At 64.0% G+C, this 21,275-nt stretch carries 25 protein-coding genes and 1 tRNA gene; 15 read left to right on the forward strand and 11 right to left on the reverse strand.

The window, feature by feature from the left end; genetic code table 11:
- Nucleotides 1–23: 23 nt before the first annotated feature.
- Complete coding sequence (locus HALO32_RS16595) at nucleotides 24–2,816, reverse strand: cation-translocating P-type ATPase (RefSeq protein WP_151445002.1); 2,793 nt, start codon at nucleotides 2,814–2,816, stop codon at nucleotides 24–26.
- Between the two features lie 220 nt (nucleotides 2,817–3,036).
- On the opposite strand from HALO32_RS16595, the gene rluF reads away from it, so the two are divergent.
- Nucleotides 3,037–3,960, forward strand: coding sequence for a 23S rRNA pseudouridine(2604) synthase RluF (gene rluF / locus HALO32_RS16600; RefSeq protein ID WP_151445003.1), 924 nt, complete (start codon nucleotides 3,037–3,039; stop codon nucleotides 3,958–3,960).
- 50 nt (nucleotides 3,961–4,010) lie between these two features.
- Nucleotides 4,011–4,616: a DUF938 domain-containing protein gene (locus HALO32_RS16605; protein WP_151445004.1), complete on the forward strand. Its 606-nt coding sequence runs from the start codon at nucleotides 4,011–4,013 to the stop codon at nucleotides 4,614–4,616.
- Nucleotides 4,617–4,635: 19 nt separating this feature from the next.
- On the opposite strand, the gene HALO32_RS16610 is transcribed toward HALO32_RS16605, so the two are convergent.
- The 8 genes from HALO32_RS16610 to HALO32_RS16645 all read right to left on the reverse strand — a co-directional run bounded on the left by HALO32_RS16610 (nucleotide 4,636) and on the right by HALO32_RS16645 (nucleotide 9,143).
- Complete coding sequence (locus tag HALO32_RS16610; RefSeq protein WP_151445005.1) at nucleotides 4,636–4,827, reverse strand: hypothetical protein; 192 nt, start codon at nucleotides 4,825–4,827, stop codon at nucleotides 4,636–4,638.
- Between the two features lie 11 nt (nucleotides 4,828–4,838).
- Nucleotides 4,839–6,098, reverse strand: coding sequence for a TRAP transporter large permease (locus tag HALO32_RS16615; RefSeq protein ID WP_151445006.1), 1,260 nt, complete (start codon nucleotides 6,096–6,098; stop codon nucleotides 4,839–4,841).
- Nucleotides 6,095–6,637, reverse strand: a complete 543-nt coding sequence (locus HALO32_RS16620; RefSeq protein ID WP_225810118.1) for a TRAP transporter small permease — start codon at nucleotides 6,635–6,637, stop codon at nucleotides 6,095–6,097. Before HALO32_RS16620 ends, HALO32_RS16615 begins: the two co-directional genes overlap by 4 nt.
- Complete coding sequence (locus HALO32_RS16625) at nucleotides 6,638–7,633, reverse strand: TRAP transporter substrate-binding protein (protein ID WP_151445007.1); 996 nt, start codon at nucleotides 7,631–7,633, stop codon at nucleotides 6,638–6,640.
- An 82-nt stretch (nucleotides 7,634–7,715) separates the two neighbouring features.
- Complete coding sequence (locus HALO32_RS16630; protein ID WP_151445008.1) at nucleotides 7,716–8,204, reverse strand: GNAT family N-acetyltransferase; 489 nt, start codon at nucleotides 8,202–8,204, stop codon at nucleotides 7,716–7,718.
- Between the two features lie 88 nt (nucleotides 8,205–8,292).
- Nucleotides 8,293–8,493 carry a DUF2188 domain-containing protein gene (locus HALO32_RS16635; RefSeq protein ID WP_151445009.1) on the reverse strand — a complete coding sequence of 67 codons (201 nt, stop codon included), beginning with the start codon at nucleotides 8,491–8,493 and terminating at the stop codon, nucleotides 8,293–8,295.
- Nucleotides 8,494–8,658: 165 nt separating this feature from the next.
- Nucleotides 8,659–8,907 (reverse strand): hypothetical protein, encoded by a 249-nt coding sequence (locus HALO32_RS16640; protein ID WP_151445010.1) that lies wholly within the window; start codon nucleotides 8,905–8,907, stop codon nucleotides 8,659–8,661.
- 159 nt (nucleotides 8,908–9,066) lie between these two features.
- Nucleotides 9,067–9,143: transfer RNA gene (locus HALO32_RS16645), tRNA-Pro, on the reverse strand.
- Between the two features lie 211 nt (nucleotides 9,144–9,354).
- Here HALO32_RS16645 and HALO32_RS16650 point away from each other — a divergent pair.
- Both HALO32_RS16650 and HALO32_RS16655 read left to right on the forward strand, forming a co-directional pair.
- Nucleotides 9,355–9,732, forward strand: coding sequence for a CidA/LrgA family protein (locus HALO32_RS16650; RefSeq protein ID WP_151445011.1), 378 nt, complete (start codon nucleotides 9,355–9,357; stop codon nucleotides 9,730–9,732).
- Nucleotides 9,729–10,460: an LrgB family protein gene (locus tag HALO32_RS16655; protein WP_151445012.1), complete on the forward strand. Its 732-nt coding sequence runs from the start codon at nucleotides 9,729–9,731 to the stop codon at nucleotides 10,458–10,460. Before HALO32_RS16650 ends, HALO32_RS16655 begins: the two co-directional genes overlap by 4 nt.
- A gap of 136 nt (nucleotides 10,461–10,596) precedes the next feature.
- Here HALO32_RS16655 and HALO32_RS16660 read toward each other — a convergent pair whose 3' ends face one another.
- A complete protein-coding gene (locus tag HALO32_RS16660) occupies nucleotides 10,597–10,953 on the reverse strand; it encodes a hypothetical protein (RefSeq protein ID WP_151445013.1) in 357 nt (118 codons plus the stop codon).
- Nucleotides 10,954–11,182: 229 nt separating this feature from the next.
- Between HALO32_RS16660 and HALO32_RS16665 the strand changes: the two genes are divergently transcribed.
- From HALO32_RS16665 to HALO32_RS16685, 5 genes are all read left to right on the forward strand, one after another.
- Nucleotides 11,183–11,356 (forward strand): DUF2970 domain-containing protein, encoded by a 174-nt coding sequence (locus HALO32_RS16665; protein ID WP_151445014.1) that lies wholly within the window; start codon nucleotides 11,183–11,185, stop codon nucleotides 11,354–11,356.
- 123 nt (nucleotides 11,357–11,479) lie between these two features.
- Nucleotides 11,480–12,604 carry a cytochrome c oxidase subunit II gene (gene coxB, locus HALO32_RS16670; RefSeq protein WP_151445015.1) on the forward strand — a complete coding sequence of 375 codons (1,125 nt, stop codon included), beginning with the start codon at nucleotides 11,480–11,482 and terminating at the stop codon, nucleotides 12,602–12,604.
- 47 nt (nucleotides 12,605–12,651) lie between these two features.
- Entirely contained in the window at nucleotides 12,652–14,283 is a 1,632-nt protein-coding gene (ctaD, locus tag HALO32_RS16675; RefSeq protein WP_151445016.1) for a cytochrome c oxidase subunit I, read from the forward strand.
- A 30-nt stretch (nucleotides 14,284–14,313) separates the two neighbouring features.
- Nucleotides 14,314–14,904, forward strand: a complete 591-nt coding sequence (locus HALO32_RS16680) for a cytochrome c oxidase assembly protein (protein WP_151445017.1) — start codon at nucleotides 14,314–14,316, stop codon at nucleotides 14,902–14,904.
- Nucleotides 14,901–15,764, forward strand: coding sequence for a cytochrome c oxidase subunit 3 (locus HALO32_RS16685; protein WP_151445018.1), 864 nt, complete (start codon nucleotides 14,901–14,903; stop codon nucleotides 15,762–15,764). Before HALO32_RS16680 ends, HALO32_RS16685 begins: the two co-directional genes overlap by 4 nt.
- A gap of 25 nt (nucleotides 15,765–15,789) precedes the next feature.
- Here the strand turns inward: HALO32_RS16685 and HALO32_RS16690 are convergent, their stop codons facing one another.
- Nucleotides 15,790–15,984, reverse strand: coding sequence for a DUF2909 family protein (locus HALO32_RS16690; RefSeq protein ID WP_151445019.1), 195 nt, complete (start codon nucleotides 15,982–15,984; stop codon nucleotides 15,790–15,792).
- On the opposite strand from HALO32_RS16690, the gene HALO32_RS16695 reads away from it, so the two are divergent.
- The 6 genes from HALO32_RS16695 (at nucleotide 15,974) to HALO32_RS16720 (ending at nucleotide 21,120) form a co-directional block, all read left to right on the forward strand.
- Nucleotides 15,974–16,729 carry an SURF1 family protein gene (locus HALO32_RS16695; protein ID WP_325063462.1) on the forward strand — a complete coding sequence of 252 codons (756 nt, stop codon included), beginning with the start codon at nucleotides 15,974–15,976 and terminating at the stop codon, nucleotides 16,727–16,729. The genes HALO32_RS16690 and HALO32_RS16695 overlap by 11 nt on opposite strands.
- A complete protein-coding gene (locus HALO32_RS16700; RefSeq protein ID WP_151445021.1) occupies nucleotides 16,726–17,286 on the forward strand; it encodes a hypothetical protein in 561 nt (186 codons plus the stop codon). The genes HALO32_RS16695 and HALO32_RS16700 overlap by 4 nt, the downstream gene beginning before the upstream one ends.
- Nucleotides 17,276–18,358 carry a COX15/CtaA family protein gene (locus HALO32_RS16705; protein ID WP_151445022.1) on the forward strand — a complete coding sequence of 361 codons (1,083 nt, stop codon included), beginning with the start codon at nucleotides 17,276–17,278 and terminating at the stop codon, nucleotides 18,356–18,358. The genes HALO32_RS16700 and HALO32_RS16705 overlap by 11 nt, the downstream gene beginning before the upstream one ends.
- Nucleotides 18,351–19,271 (forward strand): heme o synthase, encoded by a 921-nt coding sequence (locus HALO32_RS16710; protein WP_151445023.1) that lies wholly within the window; start codon nucleotides 18,351–18,353, stop codon nucleotides 19,269–19,271. The genes HALO32_RS16705 and HALO32_RS16710 overlap by 8 nt, the downstream gene beginning before the upstream one ends.
- Nucleotides 19,272–19,553: 282 nt before the next feature.
- Nucleotides 19,554–20,021: a DUF2489 domain-containing protein gene (locus HALO32_RS16715; RefSeq protein ID WP_151445024.1), complete on the forward strand. Its 468-nt coding sequence runs from the start codon at nucleotides 19,554–19,556 to the stop codon at nucleotides 20,019–20,021.
- Between the two features lie 298 nt (nucleotides 20,022–20,319).
- On the forward strand, nucleotides 20,320–21,120 hold the full coding sequence (locus HALO32_RS16720) for an OmpA family protein (protein WP_151445025.1): 801 nt from the start codon (nucleotides 20,320–20,322) through the stop codon (nucleotides 21,118–21,120).
- Nucleotides 21,121–21,275 lie beyond the last annotated feature (155 nt).

Genomic DNA, 21,275 nt, shown 5'->3' on the forward strand with positions numbered 1-21,275 from the left:
CTGAAGTCAGTGGGAAGCAGGCGTCACGACACCTGGCGGGATGCACGCTCGCGGCCTGGAGCCTGCTTCCCTGACATCAGGTTGAAGTGTCGCAGTATCCATTTTTCCAGCTCCACCACCAGAAAGAGAGCAAGGCCCGTCGCAAGGATGAGACCCCAGTGAAGCGGGCTCAGCCCTTCGGCTTCGAACAGCAGCTGCATGAAGGGCAGGTAGGTCCAGCCAAGCTGGATCAGGATCACAAGGCCGATGGCGATCAAGACGGGACGACTACCGAAGATCCCCTGGAGGCTCAGGGAGCGGCCCACCAGGAAGCGGCTATTGAGCAGGTAGACGATTTCGCCCATCACCAGCATGTTCACTGCGCCCGAGCGGGCCAGCTCGAGACTGCCGCCCTGGCCGAGGATCCAGAAGAACAGACCGGCGACCGCCGCCACCAGCACTACCGAGACGAAGACGACCCGCCAGAGCATGAACAGAGACAGAAGGGGAGCATCGGGATCCCGCGGCTGGCGGCGCATGATATCGGGCTCGGACGACTCGAACACCAGCGCCATCCCCAGGGTTACGGCCGTGACCATGTTGACCCAGAGAATCTGTAACCCGCTGATGGGCAGCGTCATGCCGCCGAGCATGGCGAGGAGCACGGCCAGACTCTCGGCACCGTTGGTGGGCAGCAGGAAGGTGATGGTCTTGCGGATGTTGTCGTAGACCTTGCGTCCTTCCTCGATGGCCTTCTCGATGGTGGCGAAATTGTCGTCGGCGAGCACCATTTCCGAGGCCTCCTTGGCGGCCTCGGTGCCCTGGACGCCCATGGCCACGCCCACGTCGGCGCGCTTGAGGGCCGGGCCGTCGTTGACCCCGTCGCCGGTCATGGCGCAGATGCCGCCCTGGGCCTGCATGGCCTTGACCAGGCGCAGCTTGTGCTCGGGGGCCGCCCGGGCAAAGACATCCACCTTTCGGACGCAGTCCTGGAGCTCCTCGTTCGACATCTCTTCGATGTCGCGGCCGGCGACGGCTCTCTCGGTCTGGGCGAAGCCCAGCTTCTCGGCGATGGCCCGGGCCGTCTGGGGGTGGTCGCCGGTGATCATCACCGGGCGGATGCCGGCCTCAAGGCACTGCTTCACGGCCTCGATGGCCGCTTCTCGGGGCGGGTCGAGAAGACCTGTCATGCCCAGCAATACAAGACCCTGCTCGACATCGTCGCGGTCCAGCTCCTCGCCGTCGCCGACGCGCTTCTCGGCAATGGCCAGCACTCGCAGACCCCGTGATGAAAGCTCCTCGATGTGGTCTTCCCACGCCTCGGTATCGAGTGCCACCTCCTCACCTTCACGACGCACCCGGTCACACATTTCCAGAAGTCGATCCGGCGCGCCCTTGACCAGAATATGCTTTTCGCCATCGATCTCATTGAGAGTGGCCATGTAGCGGTATTCCGACTCGAAGGGCAGGGTGTCCAGGCGGGGATGGGCCTCGCGCAGGTTCGAGGCATCGAGATCGGCCTTGGCCGCCGCCACCACCAGCGCTCCCTCGGTGGGGTCGCCCTCGATGTGCCAGCGGTCGTCCTCGTGCTTGAGTTCCGCCTCGTTGCAGAGCACGCCGGCGAGCAGCAGATGCTCGAGGTCGGGATGGTCAGAGAGCTTGAGTGTCTCGCCTTTCTCTTCTCTTGCCTCGTGTTCCGGCTCGTCCCCGGCCTCCTCGGAGACCTCGTGGAGGCTGCCTTCAGGCGAGAAGCCCACCCCCGAGAGGCGCACTTCCTTGTCCTCGAGGCGGATGGCGCGGGCGGTCATCTCGTTGCGGGTCAGGGTGCCGGTCTTGTCGGTGAAAATGGTGGAGATCGAGCCCAGGGTCTCGACGGCCGGCAGGCGACGAATGATGGCATTGCGCCGCGCCATGGCCTGGACGCCGATGGCCAAACCGATGGTGACGATGGCCGGCAGGCCCTGCGGGATAGCGGCCACCGCCAAGGCGACGGCCGCCATGAACATCTCGGTGGCGGCCTTGCCGTGCACGAAGATACCGATGGCCGCGGAAAAGGCAGCGCCACCGACGATGAAGAGGGCGAGCATGTTGCCGGCCCGGTCCAGCTGGGCGAGAAGCGGGGTCTTCAGCTTCTCCACGTCCTGCAGCATCTCGGAGATGCGGCCGATCTGAGTGTGGCGGCCGGTTTCCACCACCAGACCCCGGGCATTGCCCTGCACGACCAACGTGCCGGCATGGGCCATGCCGCTGCGCTCGGCCAGGGGCGCCTCTTCATCGACGGCGTCGCTTGACTTGTCGACGGGCTCGGATTCGCCGGTGAGGGGCGCTTCCTGGGTGCGCAGGCGCTGGCTCTTGATCAAGCGCAGGTCGGCGGGTACCCGGTCACCGCTCTGAATCAGTACGATATCGCCGGGAACCAGCTCCGTGGCATCCAGGGTGGATCGCCTGCCGTCGCGCAGGACCTTGGCCCGTGGCGACAGCATGTTGCGGATGCTGTCCAGCGCCCGCTCGGCCTTGCCCTCCTGGAAGAAGCCGATCAACGCGATGATCACCACCACTGCGAGAATGACGGCAGCGTCCAGGCTGTGTCCGAGAAGCTGGCTCGCTACCGCGGCAACGATGAGGATCAGCATCAGGATGTTGTTGAACTGCTCCATCAGGCGTTTCCACCAGGGCCGCGATTCTGCCTGCTTGAGCTTGTTGGGGCCATGCTCGGCCAGCCGATCGTCGGCCTCCCTGCTGTCCAGTCCCTCGGCGCTGCTGTCGAGACGCTTAAGGGCCTCCTCGGTCGAAAGGGCGTGCCATTCGGCATGCCCGTTCTGGGAACGATTCGCCATGCTGTTTCTCCGGCCGGGAGCAAGAATCAAAGGGTACTGCACAGCATGTTGCACTGCAGTGATCCAGCGCAAGACTTGCTCGCCAAGTCCCTTCCACTGAGAGCCGCAGGTCGCGGAAATGGCCTGACGGACGGCTGGTCGTCGGCCAGTTCACCCCTTACACTGCCCGACACAGGGCCGTGCCAGCACGGCTTTTCCCTTCACATTCCGGACGCGTTCCATGGCCCAGACCCTCTCGAAACGGATCAACAAGTACATCAGCGAGAGCGGCCTTTGCTCCCGCCGAGAGGCAGACCGCTACATCGAACAGGGCAATGTGCATATCGACGGCAGACGCGCCACTCCCGGTGACCAGGTCTTCCCGGGGAGCGTGGTGAAGGTCAACGGCCAGATTATCGAGCCGCTGGCACTGGAAGACCAGGACCTGGTGTTCATCGCCCTCAACAAGCCGGTGGGCATCGTCAGCACCACCGATCCCGCCGAGAAGGCCAATATTGTCGATTTCGTCAAGCATGGCGCCCGCATCTTTCCCATAGGGCGGCTGGACAAGGATTCCCAGGGGCTGATCTTCCTGACCAACAACGGCGACCTGGTCAATCGCATCCTGCGGGCGAGCAACCAGCACGAGAAAGAGTATCGGGTCACCGTCGACAAGCCGATCACCGAGGACTTCATCGCCGGCATGGGGGGAGGCGTGCCGATCCTCGGCGAGGTCACCCGCAAGTGCCGCGTGGTCAGGGAGTCGCGCTTCGTCTTCAATATCACCCTGGTCCAGGGGCTCAACCGTCAGATTCGCCGCATGTGCGAGGTGTTCGGCTATGACGTCGTCAAGCTCGAGCGAATCCGCATCATGAACGTGTCGCTCAAGGGGCTGGCACCGGGGGACTGGCGGGATCTGACGCCGGCCGAGGTGGCAACGATCCTCTCCCTGACCGAACACTCCACGTCCGAGGCCCAGCCGCCCCGCCAGCGATCGGCCCGGCGCAAGGCAGGGGAGGGCGCCAGGACCGGTAGCGGCAAGCAGAAAGCGCAGAAGCCCGGCACGCCGTCCCGGGGAGGGAGAGGAAAGCCCGGCAGAAAGTCGGGAAAAGGGTCTCGCCCCAATACCGGTGGGCCATCCCGCAAGCCCAGGGGGCGGAAGTAGCCGTCTCCCGAGGAACCGGCCAGAACGCGGCACCGGCCATAAGGAGCACCATGAAGGATCCACGCCTGAAAAGCCCCGCCGTGGCGCGCAATCGCCAGCCGATCCTCGAGGTGTTGCAGGACGTGCTGCCCCAGAGGGCGCGAGTGCTGGAGGTGGCCAGCGGCAGCGGCGAGCATGCCGTGCATTTCGCCGGCGCCATGCCCGACTGGGCCTGGCAGCCCAGCGACCCCAACCCCCATGCACTGGCCTCCATCGACGCATGGCGCGTAGAGGCCGGGTTGCGCAACCTGGCCGCGCCGTTCCGGCTCGACGTATCCGTTCCCGGCGACTGGCCCGAGGGCCCCTTCGAGGCGGTCGTGGCCATCAACCTGCTGCATATCTCGCTCTGGACGGTTACCGAGGCGCTGATGGCAGGTGCCGGGACTTCCCTGGTGCCGGGTGGGGCGCTCTACCTCTACGGGCCGTTCAGGCGCGAGGGGCGCCATACGGCCCCTAGCAATGCAACCTTCGATCTGGACCTCCAGGCCCGCGACCCGCGCTGGGGCATCCGGGACCTGGACGCCGTGACGTCCGAAGCCGAACGACGCGGCCTCGACCTCGAACGGGTGGTGGCCATGCCGGCCAATAATCTCAGCGTGGTGTTACGCAGGCCATAGGAGCGGAACAGGGCTGTCGTCACTCGGGGATCTCGCCGGGTTGGCGGTACTGAACGCCCTCGGCCTGGCGCTCCTCTCGGGTCCTGGTCTCATCCTCGGCGGGAACACCCCATACGGTTTCTCGGCGGCCATCCTCCCAGGTGTAGGTGGTGCAACCAGCGAGCAAGGCCAGCACGAGCATGCCGGCGGCAGGCGTTATCGATCGATGCATCACTAATTCTCCTAGCCGGAAAGCCCCATCAGTATCGGGACATAGACCACCAGCAGCAGCACACTGATCAATCCCAGCAGGTAGGGAATGATGGCGCGGGTGATACGTTCCAGCGGCAGTTGGGTGACCGAGGAGGCCACATAGAGGTTGATCGCCACCGGCGGTGTGATCATGCCGATGGCCAGCCCGACCACGATGATGAGACCGAAGTGGATGGGGTCGATACCCAGCTGGGTCACCAGCGGCAGCAGCACCGGGGTCAGGATGATCAGGGCACTGGCCGTCTCGATGAACACGCCGGTGAGCAGGATCACCGCCACCACCAGCAGCATGATCACGAACGGGTTGGTGGAGAGCGACAGCACTGCCTGGGCGATGGCGCCGGGGACCTGCCAGCTGGAAAGGGTCCAGCTGAGGACCGCCGAGGTGGCGATCACCAGCATGATCACCGAGGTGGTGATCGCCGAGCGGATCAGGACCCGGTAGACGTCGGCCAGGCTCAGGTCACGGTAGACGAACAGTGACACCATCAGCGCGTAGTTGACGGCTACCACGGCTGCCTCGCTGGGAGTGAACACCCCCGAGAAGATGCCGCCGAGGATGATCACCGGCGTTGCGAGCCCCCAGCTGGCGCTTTGGAATGTGCGCCAGATGGTGGCCGGCGAAAAGGCGGTACCGCGCGGATAGTTGCGCCGATAGGCCTGGACGATGGCGATGGTGGCCAGCCCCAGGCCCATGGCGATACCCGGCAGGATACCGTTCAGGAAGAGTTTCGAGACCGACTGCTGGGCGATCACCGCGTAGATGATCATGGGTACCGAGGGGGGAATCACCACGCCGATGGTGCCGCTGGCGGCGATCAGACTGGCCGCCGAGGCCGGCTCGTAGCCCTTCTTGCGCAGTTCCGGCACCAGGCTCGAGCCCACCGCGGCGGTAGTCGCGGCCCCGGAGCCGGAGATGGCGGCAAAGAACATGCCGGCTCCCACCGAGACGATGGAGAGCCCGCCCTTGAGGAAGCCGAACAGCGAGTCGGCGAAGTCCACCAGTTTCTCGCTCACCTTGCCCTGGGCCATCAGGTCGCCGGCCAGGATGAACATGGGTACTGCCACCAGGGCGAAGGAGTTGATGCCCTGGAACATCTGCTGGGTGACCACCATCAGCGGGACACCCTGGGCATTGAGGGCCAGCAGGGTGCTGGCGCCGATGGCCAGGGCGATGGGCACGCCCAGCAGCATGAAGAGGAAGAACAGTACGAACAGCAGGCCCGTCATGTGGGGGGCCCCTGGGTGTTGCCGCTGTCATCGTTATCGCTGGCCGCTCCCTCGATGATCAGTTCCAGCAGGTCGACCAGCGCACACCACGCCATGATCGCCGCGGAGAGCGGAATCACCAGATAGATCCAGGTCATGGAGATGCGCAGCGAGGCAGATTTCTGGAAGCTCTGGACCTGCATGTATTCCCAGCCGATAGCCACCAGGGCGGCCAGAAAGCCCAGTGCCACCAGTAACGCAGCGATGCGCGCCAGGCGGCGCGGCCGGCCGGGCAGGGCATCGACGACGAACGTCACGGCGATATGCCGGCCCCGGCGAAAGGCCAGGGTTGCGCCGAGGAAGGTGATCCACACCAGCAGGAAACGGGCCACCTCCTCGGTCCAGCCCACGGCAGTAAAGAATACCCGCGAGACGACCTGCAGGGTGATCACTGCAATCAACGCCGCCATCGCCGTGAAGACCACGGGGGCGATGACGGCGTCCAGGGCGCGCTCACTCCACCGCAGCGGTCGCAGCAGGGAATGGGCGAGGTCAGGCACTTACTTCAGCGCCTCCTGGATGCGCGGCAGATAGTCGCCGAACTGCTCTCCGTATTTCTCGTAGACCGGGGCCACGGCTTCCTGGAAGGCCGCGATATCAGGCTCCTCGACGATCTGCATGCCCGCCTCGCGCAGTTCCGCCAGCTGCTCGGCTTCCATCTCGGCGTTGACCCGGCGCTCGTGCTCGGCGGCTTCCTGGGCGGCCTCCTCCATCACCACCTGGGCGGCCTCGGGCAAAGCGTTCCAGACCGGCATGCCCATCACGAAGATCGCCGGCGCATAGGTGTGGCGTGACAGCGTCATGTGGTCCTGGGTCTCGTAGAGCTTGAAGGAGTGGATGACGTTGACCGGGTTCTCCTGGCCATCGATGGTGCCCTGCTGCATGGCGGTCAGCGCCTCGGTCCAGGCCATGGGCACGGCGTTGGCCCCCAGTTCGCGGAAGGTGTCGACGTAGACCGGGTTCTCCATCACGCGGATGCGCAGGCCGTCGATATCCGCGGGGCTTTGCACCGGCCGCTCGCTGTTGGTCAGGTTGCGAAAACCGCGCTCGGCGTAGGCCAGACCCTTGAGATTGACTTCACTGAGCCTATCCAAGAGCTCCTGGCCGATCTCGCCGTCGAGGACGTCGTAGGCTGCCTCGGGAGAGGGGAACAGGAAGGGCAGTTCGAACACCGCCATCGGCTCGAGGAAGTTGGCCACCGGGCCGTTGGTGATCACGCCCATGTCGATGGTGCCGATCTGCATGCCCTCGAGCAGGGTGCGTTCGTCACCCAGGCTGGCGTTGGGGTAGAGCTCGATATCGACCTTCTCCTCGGTGCGCTCCTCGACCAGTTCCTCGAATTTCTCGGCGGCGATATGGAAGCCGTCCTGCTCATTGACCACGTGGGCCAGGCGCAGGGTCACGGGGTCCATGTCAGAAAACTCGCTGGCCTGGGCGCCGGCGGCCACTGCCAGTGAGATGGAGAGTGCCAGCGTGCAGCGTGCAAAACCTTTCATTGTGATTTTCCTTCGGTGAGTCAGGTACTTGGTGAGCATGCCCGAACCCGACGCTGGCGGTCAATCAGCGCATGGGCATGGTTCACAGCAACCGGTACATCACATGGGCATCCGTCAGGCCCTGCGAAGGGTGGCGGAAGGCCCCGGGGAGGGTACCGATGATCGAGAAACCCTGCTTCAGCCATTGCCGGATAGCCGCTTCGTTGCTGGCCACCACCAGGTTGTACTGCATGGCAAGGAAACCCATCTCCCGGGCCAGTGTCAGGGAATGCCGGCACATATCCCCGGCGAGGCCCTGACCTCTGGCCCATTCGGCGACCACATAGCCGCAGTTGGCCACATGGTCACCGGGGCCGGCCTGGTTGGCCTTGAGAAAATAGGTGCCCAGCAACTCGCCGGCGTCATCGACGGCCACGCGTACGGCACGGGGCAGCTCGATCCACATCCGATGGGCGTCCTGCTCACTGATGTCGCGGGGCACCGCATAGGTCTCGCCGGCGCGGAAGACCGGTTCGAGAATGGCCCACAGGGACGGCCAGTCCTCGGGCTGGTAGGGGCGGATGTGGATCATTCGGTAGCTCCCGGGCCGTGACATGCCCTCGGGCGATGATCTCATCAGCAGCGCTGCCGAGCCAGGCCTCTGTTGTGGGTGGTCGGGGCTAATCCTGGACGTTGCAGGAAGGCGAACTCCCGTCATCGCGATGAATCACCAGCACGGTCTTCTGGTTGAAACTGACCTGCCGGCCATAGGCCTCGGCGGCCTTCTTGGTAGCGAAATGCCGACAGTTTCGAGAGCCGCCTCTGCGTACGTTCCAGCCTCCCTTGGCATTCGGTACTACGTGATGCGTCGTCCGGTTCATGGTGTTGTCCCTCCTGTGCGGTGGGCGCTGCCGGGATGGGGATGGACTCTATCGAATTATAGCCTTCTCGCCGAGGGGGCAGTTGATTTCGCCGCCTCTGCATGATTCAGATCATGCAGAGGCGGCGATCCAAGAAAGCGGGCCACCGCGGCGTACGGTAATCCCTCATACGAAGTCAGGATCTTCCGTCCTGACGGTAATCGCCTCCTCCTCCCCGGGCACCATCACCGCGAACTCGCCACCCCCGAGATGGGTGACCGAGTGGCCCTCCCGGGTTCGAAAGGAGGAGGGCCCGTCGCTGATGGCCCCGGTGTGTTGCAGGTCACTGAGATCCCTGACGCTGACGAACATGTCGATGAAGTACTCGTTGCCGGCCGGGTCGAAGGCCAGGATGGTTTTCTCGCTGTGGGGCATGGGGGCACCTCGGGTAGGAAAGCCTGCTGATCATTCTAGCCATCGCCTTCGAGAGTCTTCCAACATCTTCGGCCATGGCCGCTGATAGCTCTGATGGAAACACAACGAAAAACCGCCACCCGGTTATGATCCGTAAGTGGCGGTTTTTCCTGATATTTCTGGTCGGAGCGACAGGATTCGAACCTGCGACCTTTGCAACCCCATTGCAACGCGCTACCAAGCTGCGCCACGCTCCGATGCGGCTTTCGGGCTGCCCGGCCTGTGGCCCCTGGCTCCCGAGAACGTGGCGTATACTAGCGCGTTGCAGGGCAAATGAAAAGTCTCTTTTGCGCTTCCTTTTCAAATGCTTGAGGGGTTGACTCGGCGAGGCCCCGGATCCTGCCGCTTCTGTCACACTGATGGTGTCGAGAATCTGCTTGTCGATGAACTGCCTAGAGGAGGGCGGTTATGCCATTGATCATGGGAATGTGTGTGCTCTTGGCGTGCCAGTTTGCCGGAGAGCTGGTGGCAAGGGGGCTTACGCTGCCGATACCGGGGCCGGTGATCGGTATGGTGATCCTCTTGGTGGCGTTGATGATCCGCGGCAGGGTGCCGGCGAGCCTGCGCCTGACGGGGGAGGGGCTGCTGCGCTATTTGACGCTGCTGTTCGTGCCGGCCGGGGTTGGGCTGATGGTTCACTTCGAGTTGATCGGTGCCGATCTCTGGCCAATCGCGGTGACCCTGGTGGCGTCCACGGCATTGACCCTGGGAGTGACGGCCTGGGTGCTGCAGCGCCTGCAGCATGGCCATGCCCGACGCAACGGTCGGCCAGGAGACAAGGCATGAATGTCGCCTCCCTCGATCAGCTGTGGGTCTATCTCTCGGGTAATCCGCTTCTTTCGCTGCTGATGACCCTGCTGATCTTTGCCTTGGCGGTGAAGATCAATCGCGCCATGGGTGGCACCCCGTTGCTTCACCCGGTCACGCTCTCCATCGCCATGCTGATCGCCTTGCTGCTGCTGGCGGACATGGAGTACCGCACCTACTTCGAGGGGGCTCAGTTCATCCATTTCCTGCTGGGGCCGGCCACGGTGGCCTTGGCGATCCCCCTGTATGATCATCGCGAGCGGGTACGCCGTCTGCTGTGGCCGCTGCTTCTGGCGTGCGGCGTGGGAATCGTCACGGCGGTTGTTTCCACCCTGGGCTTGGCCATGCTGCTCGGTGCGCGCACCGAAACGCTGCTTTCCCTGGCGCCGCGCTCCGTGACCTCGCCGATCGCCATGGGCATCGCCGAGCAGATAGGCGGTATACCCTCGTTGGCCGCCGGCCTGGTGTTGTTGACCGGCTCGATCGGCTGCGCCCTGGGTCCCTGGATCTTTCGTCTGCTGGGGATCAGGGACCCGGAGGTACAGGGCTTCACTCTCGGGCTGGCGGCCCACGGTTTCGGCACCGCTCACGCCTTTGCTCGTCTGGGGGCCGTGGCCGGTGCCTTTTCCGGCCTGGCCATGGGGTTGACGGGCCTGCTGACGGCCTTCCTGTTGCCGCTGATCACTCGGCTCTTCGGGTTCGGCTGAGCTTGGCGGTCCGGTTTTCCGCGGACTGGCTCGGGGTATGTGCTACCCGGCCAGACCGAACGGGACGGCAGGTTCGCTTCTGCCGCCCCTTGCTTGTTCCGGATTCCCTTGGGTTCTGGTTTCCCTCGAGGCCGTTTCAGACCTCTTCCCAGACGCGGCGGCGGAAATCATTGGAGAGCTCAGTGGCCTTCTTCATGCGCTCCATCTGGGCTTCAGTGAGATCGGAGACAAGCTGCTGGTAACGTTCCTGCATCTCGGCCGGTGTCTGTGGGGTATCGCCGCTCAGGGATTCAGCCATCTTCTGGCCGCTCTCCGCCAGTGCCCGGAGGAATTGCGCCTCGAATTGCATGGTATCGGCCATGCTTTGCATCCAGGCCAGTTGCATGCGGGTCATCGGAGTGGTCCCCTGAGTGAACTGACTCTGCCACCACTCCATCATTGGTGCGGCCGCAGTCAGGGCGGGGTTGGCGGTAGTGTCTTTTTGCTTGGTCATGGTCGGTCTCCTTCGGTTTCCGTTCAGGATTCCAGGCGGGACGCTGGAACCTGCTCAACTCTCACTTTGAGTATAGAAGATGAATGCAGCTTAATGCGTTGCAGCGAAAGTGGTATCTCATCCCTCGGCAAGCGTGGAATGCCTCTACGGACCGATCCGGGTGGCATGGTCTAGAGTCCACAAGCTAGGGTCGAAAGCAGTCGATGGCAATACAAGGAGGTGAGCCGAGATGTGGCAAGCGATCAAATCGGTGCTGGCGGCCTTTCTGGGGGTGCAGAAAGATTCGCGGCGTCGCGAGGATTTCGCCTCCAATCGGCCGGGGATCTTCATTGCGGCGGGGTTGCTTGTGGGGCTGGTGTTCGTGGTGCTGGTGGCGCTCGTGGCGGTACTCGCCGCACGATGAGCGAAGAGCGTTGATTTCCCCGTTTACCTGCCCGCAGGTGGCAGGGGTGACGATCTGTCGCGCATCCCTATAATATTCACTGCTAAGAACCCGCTAATACAACAATGACCCGAGGAGGCGCCGATGCGCACGTTGCTCGTGTGGATGGCGGGGGGGCTGGCCAGCGCCGCCTTGACCCCGGTTGCGCTGGCCAATGGCTGGAACATGCCCGTCGGTGTCACGGCGCTCAGCCGTGACATCTACTCCCTGCACATGATCATCTTCTGGATCTGCGTGATCATCGGGGTCATCGTCTTCGGTGCGATGTTCTATTCGCTCTTTCGCTATCGTCATTCCAAGGGCGCCAAGGCCGCCACCTTCCACGAACATACCAGCGTGGAAGTGATCTGGACGGCGATCCCCTTGCTGATCCTGGTCGGCATGGCGGTTCCTGCCACCGCCACTCTCAAAAACATGTACGACACCTCCGAGGCCGATCTCGACGTCATGGTCACCGGCCAGCAGTGGCGCTGGCGCTACGAGTATCTCGGTGAGGATGTCGCCTTCACCTCCAACCTGGGCACGCCTCGCGAGCAGATCGATGGCACTGGTGAGAAAGGGGAGCACTACCTGCTCGAGGTCGACAAGCCGCTGGTGCTGCCGGTGGGGCAGAAGGTCCGTTTGCTGCTGACCTCCGATGATGTCATCCATTCCTGGTGGGTTCCCGATCTGGCCGTCAAGCAGGACGCCATCCCCGGTTTCGTCAACGAGAACTGGGTACGCATCGAGGAGCCCGGTATCTACCGCGGTCAGTGCGCTGAGCTTTGCGGCAAGGACCACGCCTTCATGCCGGTGGTGGTCGAGGCCGTCGAGCAGGAACGCTTCGATGAGTGGCTGGCCGAGCGCCAGCAGGCCGCGGAGGAGGAGGCGTCCAGTGCTGACCGAGAGTGGTCAATGGACGAGCTGATGGCGCGTGGCGAACAGACTTATGGTGCGGTGTGCGCCTCCTGCCACCAGGCGGATGGTCAAGGAGCCGGCAATTTCCCGGCACTGGCCGGCAACGAGGCAATGCTCGAGGATATCGACTGGCATATTGACCGAGTCGTCAACGGCGTCTCGGGAACCGCCATGGCATCCTTCCGCAACACCCTCAGCGCAGTGGAGATCGCCGCCGTGGTCACCTACGAACGCAATGCCTGGGGCAACGATTCAGGCGATAGCGTGCAACCGTCGGAAATCGCCGAGCAACTCGCCGAGCAGGGTGAGTGACCGGCCTTTCCGTTTCTCTTTCGTGATGGCTAACAGGGAGATTTCCGATGGCTTTCCACTTGCCACCCAAGCCGACCCCGCAGCACAGCACGGCCACCGCCGGTGGCGTGGCCGAGCCCGGTCATGCCAAGCCCCACTGGTTGATGCGCTGGCTGCTAACGACCAACCACAAGGAGATCGGCAGCCTCTACCTGATCTTCTCACTGACGATGTTCTTCATCGGGGGGATCTTCGCCCTGGTGGTGCGCGCCGAGCTGTTCCAGCCCGGCCTGCAATTGGTGAGACCCGAGTTCTTCAACCAGATGACCACCATGCATGGCCTGATCATGGTGTTCGGGGCGATCATGCCCGCCTTCGTGGGGTTGGCCAACTGGATGGTGCCGCTGCAGATCGGCGCGCCGGACATGGCCCTCCCGCGCTTGAACAACTTCAGTTTCTGGCTGTTGCCGGTGGCCTTTGGCCTGCTGCTCAGTACCCTGCTGATGCCGGGGGGTGGGCCGAACTTCGGCTGGACCTTCTATGCGCCGCTCTCGACCACCTATGCGCCGCCGTCGACCACCTTCTTTATCCTTTCGCTGCATATCGCCGGCATCAGCTCGATCCTCGGCGCCATCAACATCATTGCCACCATCCTCAATCTGCGCGCCCCGGGGATGCGCATGATGGACATGCCGCTGTTCGTCTGGACCTGGCTGATTACCGCCTTCCTGCTGATCGCGGTGATGCCGGTGCTGGCGGGGGTGATCACCATGATGTTGATGGATATCAACTTCGGCACCAGTTTCTTCAATGCGGCCGGCGGCGGTGATCCGGTGCTGTTCCAGCACCTGTTCTGGTTCTTCGGGCATCCCGAGGTCTACATCATGATCCTGCCGGCCTTCGGCATCGTCTCCGCGATCATCCCGACCTTCTCCCGCAAGCGGCTTTTCGGCTACGCCTCCATGGTCTATGCCACGGCAGCCATTGCCCTGCTGTCGTTCCTGGTCTGGGCGCACCACATGTTCGTGGTCGGTCTGCCACTGGTGGCGGAGCTGTTCTTCATGTACACCACCATGCTGATCGCGGTGCCCACCGGGGTGAAGATCTTCAACTGGGTGGCGACAATGTTCCGCGGCTCCATCAGCTTCGAGCCGCCGATGCTGTTCGCATTGGCCTTCGTGGTGCAGTTCACGGTCGGTGGCTTTTCGGGGCTGATGCTGGCCATCTCGCCGGCCGACTTCCAGTATCACGACACCTACTTCGTGGTGGCGCACTTCCACTATGTGCTGGTGCCCGGCGCGCTCTTCGCGATCCTGGCCGGGGCCTACTACTGGCTGCCCAAGTGGACCGGGCACTACCCCCATCTGCGGCTCTCCCAGTGGCACTTCTGGCTGTCGGTGATCGGCGTGAACCTGACCTTCTTCCCGATGCATTTCTCGGGGCTCGCCGGCATGCCGCGACGCATTCCCGACTATGCTCTGCAGTTCGCCGACTTCAACATGGCCGCGAGCCTGGGCGCCTTCCTGTTTGGCGCCTCCCAGCTGCTGTTCGTGCTGGTGATCATCAAGTGTGTTCGCGGTGGTGAGAAGGCGCCGGCCAAGGCCTGGGAGGGGGCCGAGGATCTGGAGTGGAGCGTGCCCAGCCCGGCACCGCTGCACACCTTCGAGACACCTCCGGAGTTTCATCCCGATCGGCATTGAATCGCGTCGCCAGTGACGCAGGAGAGCGGCATGTCCAATGAGCAGGCAACGAACAGGGAAGGGGTGCGCCGCACCGTGACCCGCACCCTGGTGGTGCTGGCCGGCATGTTCGCCTTCGCCTTCGCGCTGGTGCCGCTCTACGACGTCTTCTGCGAGGTCACCGGCCTCAACGGCAAGACCAGCAACACTGCCCAGATGCTGGTGCACGAGGAAGTCGATACCTCGCGGATGGTGACAGTGCAGTTCATTACCCGTGCCAGCGCCGGCCTGCCCTGGGAGCTCGATGTACAGACACGCCAGGTTAGGGTGCATCCGGGGCAGAGCAACGAGGTGTTCTTTACCTTCCGTAACCGGGGTGGCGAGGCCAGTCGGGCCAAGGCAGTGCCTAGCGTGTCCCCTTCGGAAGCCTCGGTGCACCTGCGCAAGCTCAGTTGCTTCTGTTTCCAGGAGCAGCGCCTGGCAGGTGGCGAGCGCCTGGAGGCACCGCTGGTCTTTCAACTGACTCGGGATCTGCCGGCCGACATCAAGACGGTGACCCTGGTCTACACCCTCTATCCCGTGCAGCCGGCGCAGGCAGCCGTGTTGCCCCGCGGGCCGATCGAAGAAGGAGACAGCGCATGAGCGGTGGCAGCTACTATGTTCCCGAGTCCAGCAAGTGGCCCATTCTGGCGTCGCTGGCGCTGGGGGCGATGATGATCGGCACCGGCACGGTGCTGGTGTACGGATCGGCCGGCATGCCGGTGATGGCGCTCGGCCTGGTCGGCGTGCTGGCGGTGATGGCGCTGTGGTTCCGCGATGTGGTGCTCGAGTCACGTGGCGGTCTCTACGACGCCCAGATGGATCGTTCCTTCCGCTGGGGGATGGCCTGGTTCATTTTCTCGGAGGTGATGTTCTTCGCTGCGTTCTTCGGGGCGCTCTTCTACGTGCGGACCTTTGCGCTGCCCTGGCTTGACGGTGAGGGCGCCAAGGGGGTGGCGTCTCTGCTGTGGCCGGACTTCACCGCTAGCTGGCCCCTGCTCAATCCCCCGGGAGCCGATATCGAGGGGCCTAGAGAGACCTTGAGCCCCTGGCATCTGCCGCTGGTCAATACCCTGATCCTGGTTTCTTCCAGCATCACCCTGACCATCGCTCATGAGGGGCTCAAGGAGGGGTTTCGCGACAGTGCCCGCTTCTGGCTCTCCGTGACCGTGCTGCTGGGCCTCTGCTTCATTACCATCCAGGGAGTGGAGTACTACGAGGCCTACGCCCATTACGGCATCACCCTGCAGGCGGGCATCTACGGCGCCACTTTCTTTCTGCTCACCGGCTTCCACGGGCTGCACGTGATCATCGGCACCATTATCCTGGCCGTCATGTTGTGGCGGGTGTTTCGTGGGCATTTCACGGCCGACGACCATTTCGGCTTCGAGGCGGCGGCCTGGTACTGGCACTTTGTCGACGTGGTGTGGATCGGGCTGTTCCTCTTCGTCTATGTGTTCTGATCCCGCGCTTTCAGCCACCTCCTGATCATCCGCCGAGCCCGCCCAGGGTATAACCGTAGCCGAGCAGGGCAAGCAGCAGGGCGGCAAGAGCAACCCGAACCTTGAGGGAGATCAGCACGCGTCGTGAGCGGCTGCCGTCCCGGATCAGGAAGCCGGCACCCATTGCCAGGCTCGTGACCATGGCCAGGAAGACAAGGGCAATCAAGATCTTGAGTAACATTCACGGCTCCAAGGAAGAATCGACATCGGGCGGGCATCGTGGCTTTTCAGGGACCCGCCGGCTGGGCTGGTGGGGCTTCTGGTCCTGCCTGGTGGTGCTGGGCCTCGCATTGGGACTATGGCAGTGGGAGCGTGCCGCCGACAAGCGTGACTACCTGGCTCGCCTGGCGGCAGCGCCGCGTATCGAAGCGCCGGTGACGGCTCCACCCACGGGCTCTCAGCTGGTCCTGGATGGCGAGTATCTTCCCGATCAGACCCTGTTCCTCGACAACCGCACCCATGAGGGCCGCCTCGGGGTGGCGCCGTTGACCCCGTTTCGCGACGTCAATGGACGTTTGTGGCTGGTCCAGCGTGGCTTCATGCCGACCGGCCCCAGCCGTGACGATCCGTCCGTCGAGACGCCCGCCGGCGGGGTGACCCTGGAGGGTCGCTGGCAGACGGCCGGCGAGTCGGCACCGCTGTTCGGCCCCAACCGGGAGGGCAAACGCTTGCAGCGTATCGACCCTTCGGCCTGGGACCTGGAACAGGCATTTGCACATCCCGGCTGGTTGCATCTCGAGCAGGGGCCGGGCCATCTTGAATCCTGGTGGCAGCCCAGCGTGGTGCCGCCGGAGCGCCATCTGGGCTATGCCTTTCAGTGGTGGGGGTTGGCCCTCGCCGCGCTGGTGATCATGCTGGTGGGCGCGCGGCGCCAGTCACGCCGCCCTGGTCCGATATCCATCCCCAACGAGGAGACTCCCCGATGACACATGCCGCATGCCAGCGTCTCAAGTTGTTGGCCTTCTTCGCGATCTTCGCGCTGCCGGTGGCCGTGGCCTGGGGCATGGTGGAGTGGCGCATCGGGATTCCCGAGGAGCGCACGGCCCATGGCGAGCTGCAACTCTCGCTGCCCCCCCTGTCACAGTGGCCGTTGACGTCCGCGAAGAAACAGGGGGAGAGCGACTGGTTGCTGGCCTTCGACTGCCCCGAGGCCTGTGACGACAATGCCGACCGCTGGTGGCGCCTGCACCGTGCCCTGGGGCGCGAGGCCGACCGGGTCAGTCGCCTGCGCATCGGCGGTGGCGGCGAGCCGCTTCCCGGCGCTGCCGTTGCTCGGTGGACCGGAGAGGCCGGCTGGCGCTCTCCCCATCGTCTCTGGCTCCTCGACCCCGAGGGCCGTCCGGTGCTCGGCTACGCCCCGGATGTCGCGACTGCCGACGTGCTCGACGACCTGCGACGCCTGTTGCGCATGAACCCCGAGCCTCCCATGGCCCGGTTCGACCAGTCCTCGAGCGTGGTGGGAGGCGGCGCCGATGACGAGTAGCGCTTTGCTGGCAGATGAGGGCCGACGTCTTCGCTGGCTGGTGGGGCTGAGCCTGGCAGGGGTTGTCTTCACCGCCGTGGTGGTATTGGTGGGGGCCTGGACACGACTGGTGGATGCCGGCCTGGGGTGTCCCGACTGGCCGGGCTGCTACGGGGCCCTGGTGGTACCGGATGCCGAACGCGCCCTGGCACACTCCCCCGAGGTGCCGCTGGAATCCGCCAAGGCCTGGGTGGAGATGGTTCACCGCTATCTGGCCTCGGCCCTGGGACTGCTGGTTATCGCCCTGGTGGTACTGGGCGCGCGCTGGCGCCGTGAAGCGGGGTTTCCCTGGGTCAACAGCCTGGTGCTGCTGGCGGTGATCCTGATGCAGGGCGCGTTCGGGGCCTTCACGGTGACGCTCAAGCTATGGCCTCAGGTGGTGACCCTGCACCTGCTCGGTGGCCTGACGGTGATGGTGCTGTTCCTGTGGCTGCATCTGCGCCTGCGCCGGTTCTCGTCCGGAGCGGGTCCTGCAGTGCCGCGCCGGCGGCTGACGCCGCTGTGGGGGTTGGCCTTGCTGTTGCTGGTGGGGCAGTTGGCGCTGGGTGGCTGGGCCTCGAGCAACTATGCCGGTATTGCCTGCCAGGGATTTCCCACCTGCAATGGCCAGTGGTGGCCGGCGATGGACTGGAGCGAGGGCTTCCACTTGACTCAGATGGTGGGGCCCAACTACCTGCACGGCCAGTTGCATGCCGAGGCACGCACTGCCATCCAGGTCGGCCATCGGCTCGGCGCCCTGGTCCTGGGCCTGAGCTTGCTGGTACTTGGCATGCGTCATTGGCAGGCGGCGAGCATGCGTCCATGGCTGGCACTGCTGGCCGGGGCCTACGCTGTTCAGGTGGTGATCGGCATTGCCAACGTGCTGGCCTGGCTGCCGCTGTGGCTGGCCCTGCTGCATACTGCGGGTGCGGTGCTGATGGTCGTGGCCATGACCCTGTCTCTGTGGCACTGGCGCTGGTCGAAGGACTCGGTAACCGAGGAGCGGTCGGACCCGGATAAAACTGCAACAAAAGAGGAGTTGGCGCATGTCTGAGGTCATGATGGAGCGTGGAACGGTTGGCCATCTTGCCGGCTGGGGCTGGCGAGACCTCTACACGCTATGCAAGCCCCGGGTCGTGGCCGTTATGCTGGTCTGCACCCTAGTCGGCATGCTGTTGGCGGCGCCGTTGCCGGACCCCGCCGCCGTGGTATTCGGTCTGATCGGCATCGGCCTGGCCGCCGGAGGCGCCGCGGCCTTCAATCATGTGGTCGACCGTCGCCTGGATGCGCTGATGCTGCGCACCGCCCGTCGGCCGCTGGCGACCCAGCGCATGCCCACGCCGCTGGCCCTGATATGGGCGACGCTGCTCTCGGCGTGTGGCATCGGGCTGCTGGCCTGGCAGGTCAACCTGCTGACGGCCTGGTTGACCCTGGGGTCGCTGATCGGGTATGCGCTGATCTATACCGCCTTCCTCAAGCATGCCACACCCCAGAACATCGTCATTGGCGGGGTGGCGGGGGCTGCGCCACCGCTGCTGGGGTGGACGGCAGTCACGGGTCAGTTGGGCCCCGAACCCTTGTTACTGATGCTGATCATCTTTGCCTGGACGCCGCCTCACTTCTGGGCGCTGGCGATTCACAAGCGCGATGAGTACGCCCGTGCCGGCGTACCGATGCTGCCGGTTACTCATGGCGAGGCGTTCACGCGATTGCAGGTGTGGCTCTATGGCTGGCTGACGGTGGCGGTAACCCTGCTGCCCTTCACCATCGGCATGAGCGGTGAGCTCTATCTGGTGGGGGTGATGGCGCTCAACCTGCGCTTCATGATGTGGAACTGGCGGGTCTGGCGAGGCCATGATCCGAAGGCACCCCTGGCGGCCTTCTGGTTCTCCATCCGCTACATTCTGGGCGTCTTCGGTGTATTGCTGCTGGATCATTACAGCACCGCCTGGATGCTGGCCGCCTGAGGATTTGCCGGACCGGATCTTTCTTTCAGGCAAGAGCCCGGCAATCTGGCCGGGCTCCTTGCTTCCTGGGCGTTGTCGGCCTATCACCAGTCAGCAAAAAACCGCGAGAACTCCCGCCTACTAGGGCGGGAGCAGTCACTCGATGGCGAGTTTCATGACGGTGGCCGCCGTATTGGCATCCCTCATGCTGAGCAACCCTGTGCCGGTTGTTCCGCTATTTTGGAAAGGCGCCTTGGCCGTGTATAATGTTTGTACATGTAAAGAATCGACTGGAATTCGTCAATGAGTACCACGCTGGCACTTACACTACTCGGTTTGGCTGTGGCCATCATCGTCGGCCTCGGAGCCTATGCCTATACCCTCTGGAAAGAGGTGAGGAAGCGCAAGGCCTTCCGGGAAGAGGAGTTGCAACGTGCCCATCGCAACTGTCTCGAGAACCTCGAGATAGTCGCTGCGGCGCTGGCGCAGGACCAGGTCGACATCACCGAAGGCAGTTGGCGCTGCAAGGTGCTGCTGGAAATTCTCGACGAGAGGTTGACCGAACGCCCTGACTTCCAGGCCTTCGACGAGGTGCATCGTCGTACCCGCCACCTGCATACCCATTCGGCTCGCAAGGCACTCAGCCCACGCGACCGCATGCGCGAGGATCGAGAGCGGCTGGCCGTGGAGGAGGAGTTCCGCGAGCCTGTCCTCAAGGCTGCGGCGGCAGTGGTGGAATTTCGCCGCGGCTGGCCTGGCAGTCTGCACTGATCGCCTGCTTTGCTTGCGCGAAACGAGTCGAATAGGTTTTTCGTGCGATAGCGTACAATCCTTTGATTGCATCCGACGGGTCTGTACTGCAAGCTTGTCGAGTCTTATCGATGGCTGATAAAGGGCTTTAGACCTGTGTCATCGGAGGGCGCACTGGATGAGAGAGCGCTTTCGTGCTTTCTTGATAGGTGCAGGAAGCGGGTCGGGGACCGCTTTCCTCGGGTCATTCCTCGGAACCCCGGATGACGAAGGCGTTGACCTGTCACACCGGGATGTCGTCAATAAGAAGGAGTCTTACATGAAAACATCCACGACTGGCTTGTTGCTCGGTTCCGCGCTGGTGGTCGGCCTGTCAGGCTGCGCCAGCTCTGCCTCTCAATCCAATGGGGGTGCGACGTCTGACAGTTCCATGCACCCGTTCGTTTGCGGCCTGGCCGGCGGGCTGATCGGCGGCGGCCTCGGCTATGCTGCTGGCAGCGATTCCGACGAGGATACTGGCGCAGCCCTCGGCACCACGGCGGGTGCCACCATCGGTGCGATGCTCTGTGCCGACACCTCGCCGGCTCCCGAGCCTGAGCCTCGCGATACCGACGGCGATGGTGTTATCGATGCCAATGACCAGTGTCCGGGAACGCCGGCTGGCGTGGCCGTGGATGCCGTGGGCTGCCCGCTGGACTCGGACAACGATGGTGTTCCGGACTTCCAGGACCAGTGTCCTGGCACGCCGGCCGGTGTCGAGGTCAACGCTCTGGGTTGCGAAGAGGACCTGGTGCTGCGTGACGTCAACTTCGAGTTCGATTCCGCGACCCTGACCATGGGCGCCGAGCAGATTCTCACTGGCGTGGCGCAGAAGCTGCGTGCCAACGAGAATGTTCGCGTCCGCATCGAGGGTCACACTGACTCCAGGGGCAGCGAGTCCTACAACCAGGACCTGTCTCAGCGTCGCGCCGACTCCGTGGCTGACTTCCTGGCCAGCCAGGGCGTTGATCACGAGCGCATGCGCACCGTCGGCTACGGTGAGTCCCAGCCGGTGGCCAGCAACGATACCGATGCGGGTCGTGCCGAGAACCGTCGCGTGGAACTGGGCGAGTGGGAGTAATCCTGCTCTGATCCGATCCATGGCCCCGGGCGAGTTCCGGGGCTGACGGCATATCGAGAGAAGGCGCCTTTGGGCGCCTTCTCTTGTGTTGCGCCCCCTGCGCGCCCATGGCGCCGCAGGGGGCGCTTCTGCTAGGCTAGGCGTCGTTTTTCCAC

Origin of the sequence: Halomonas lysinitropha, assembly GCF_902500215.1 — a bacterium.
GTDB lineage: Bacteria > Pseudomonadota > Gammaproteobacteria > Pseudomonadales > Halomonadaceae > Halomonas > Halomonas lysinitropha.

Excerpts from the sequence above, each read along its gene's own strand:
- HALO32_RS16665 (WP_151445014.1), top strand. The coding sequence starts at position 11,183 with ATGTGGCAAGCGATCAAATCGGTGCTGGCGGCCTTTCTGGGGGTGCAG.
- HALO32_RS16705 (WP_151445022.1), top strand. The coding sequence starts at position 17,276 with ATGACGAGTAGCGCTTTGCTGGCAGATGAGGGCCGACGTCTTCGCTGG.
- HALO32_RS16655 (WP_151445012.1), top strand. The coding sequence starts at position 9,729 with ATGAATGTCGCCTCCCTCGATCAGCTGTGGGTCTATCTCTCGGGTAAT.
- rluF (WP_151445003.1), top strand. The coding sequence starts at position 3,037 with ATGGCCCAGACCCTCTCGAAACGGATCAACAAGTACATCAGCGAGAGC.
- HALO32_RS16610 (WP_151445005.1), bottom strand. The coding sequence starts at position 4,827 with ATGCATCGATCGATAACGCCTGCCGCCGGCATGCTCGTGCTGGCCTTG.
- HALO32_RS16595 (WP_151445002.1), bottom strand. The coding sequence starts at position 2,816 with ATGGCGAATCGTTCCCAGAACGGGCATGCCGAATGGCACGCCCTTTCG.
- HALO32_RS16640 (WP_151445010.1), bottom strand. The coding sequence starts at position 8,907 with ATGCCCCACAGCGAGAAAACCATCCTGGCCTTCGACCCGGCCGGCAAC.
- HALO32_RS16715 (WP_151445024.1), top strand. The coding sequence starts at position 19,554 with ATGAGTACCACGCTGGCACTTACACTACTCGGTTTGGCTGTGGCCATC.
- HALO32_RS16690 (WP_151445019.1), bottom strand. The coding sequence starts at position 15,984 with ATGTTACTCAAGATCTTGATTGCCCTTGTCTTCCTGGCCATGGTCACG.
- HALO32_RS16660 (WP_151445013.1), bottom strand. The coding sequence starts at position 10,953 with ATGACCAAGCAAAAAGACACTACCGCCAACCCCGCCCTGACTGCGGCC.
- HALO32_RS16605 (WP_151445004.1), top strand. The coding sequence starts at position 4,011 with ATGAAGGATCCACGCCTGAAAAGCCCCGCCGTGGCGCGCAATCGCCAG.
- coxB (WP_151445015.1), top strand. The coding sequence starts at position 11,480 with ATGCGCACGTTGCTCGTGTGGATGGCGGGGGGGCTGGCCAGCGCCGCC.
- HALO32_RS16615 (WP_151445006.1), bottom strand. The coding sequence starts at position 6,098 with ATGACGGGCCTGCTGTTCGTACTGTTCTTCCTCTTCATGCTGCTGGGC.
- HALO32_RS16625 (WP_151445007.1), bottom strand. The coding sequence starts at position 7,633 with ATGAAAGGTTTTGCACGCTGCACGCTGGCACTCTCCATCTCACTGGCA.
- HALO32_RS16680 (WP_151445017.1), top strand. The coding sequence starts at position 14,314 with ATGTCCAATGAGCAGGCAACGAACAGGGAAGGGGTGCGCCGCACCGTG.
- HALO32_RS16700 (WP_151445021.1), top strand. The coding sequence starts at position 16,726 with ATGACACATGCCGCATGCCAGCGTCTCAAGTTGTTGGCCTTCTTCGCG.
- HALO32_RS16650 (WP_151445011.1), top strand. The coding sequence starts at position 9,355 with ATGCCATTGATCATGGGAATGTGTGTGCTCTTGGCGTGCCAGTTTGCC.
- HALO32_RS16630 (WP_151445008.1), bottom strand. The coding sequence starts at position 8,204 with ATGATCCACATCCGCCCCTACCAGCCCGAGGACTGGCCGTCCCTGTGG.
- HALO32_RS16685 (WP_151445018.1), top strand. The coding sequence starts at position 14,901 with ATGAGCGGTGGCAGCTACTATGTTCCCGAGTCCAGCAAGTGGCCCATT.
- ctaD (WP_151445016.1), top strand. The coding sequence starts at position 12,652 with ATGGCTTTCCACTTGCCACCCAAGCCGACCCCGCAGCACAGCACGGCC.
- HALO32_RS16720 (WP_151445025.1), top strand. The coding sequence starts at position 20,320 with ATGAAAACATCCACGACTGGCTTGTTGCTCGGTTCCGCGCTGGTGGTC.
- HALO32_RS16635 (WP_151445009.1), bottom strand. The coding sequence starts at position 8,493 with ATGAACCGGACGACGCATCACGTAGTACCGAATGCCAAGGGAGGCTGG.
- HALO32_RS16710 (WP_151445023.1), top strand. The coding sequence starts at position 18,351 with ATGTCTGAGGTCATGATGGAGCGTGGAACGGTTGGCCATCTTGCCGGC.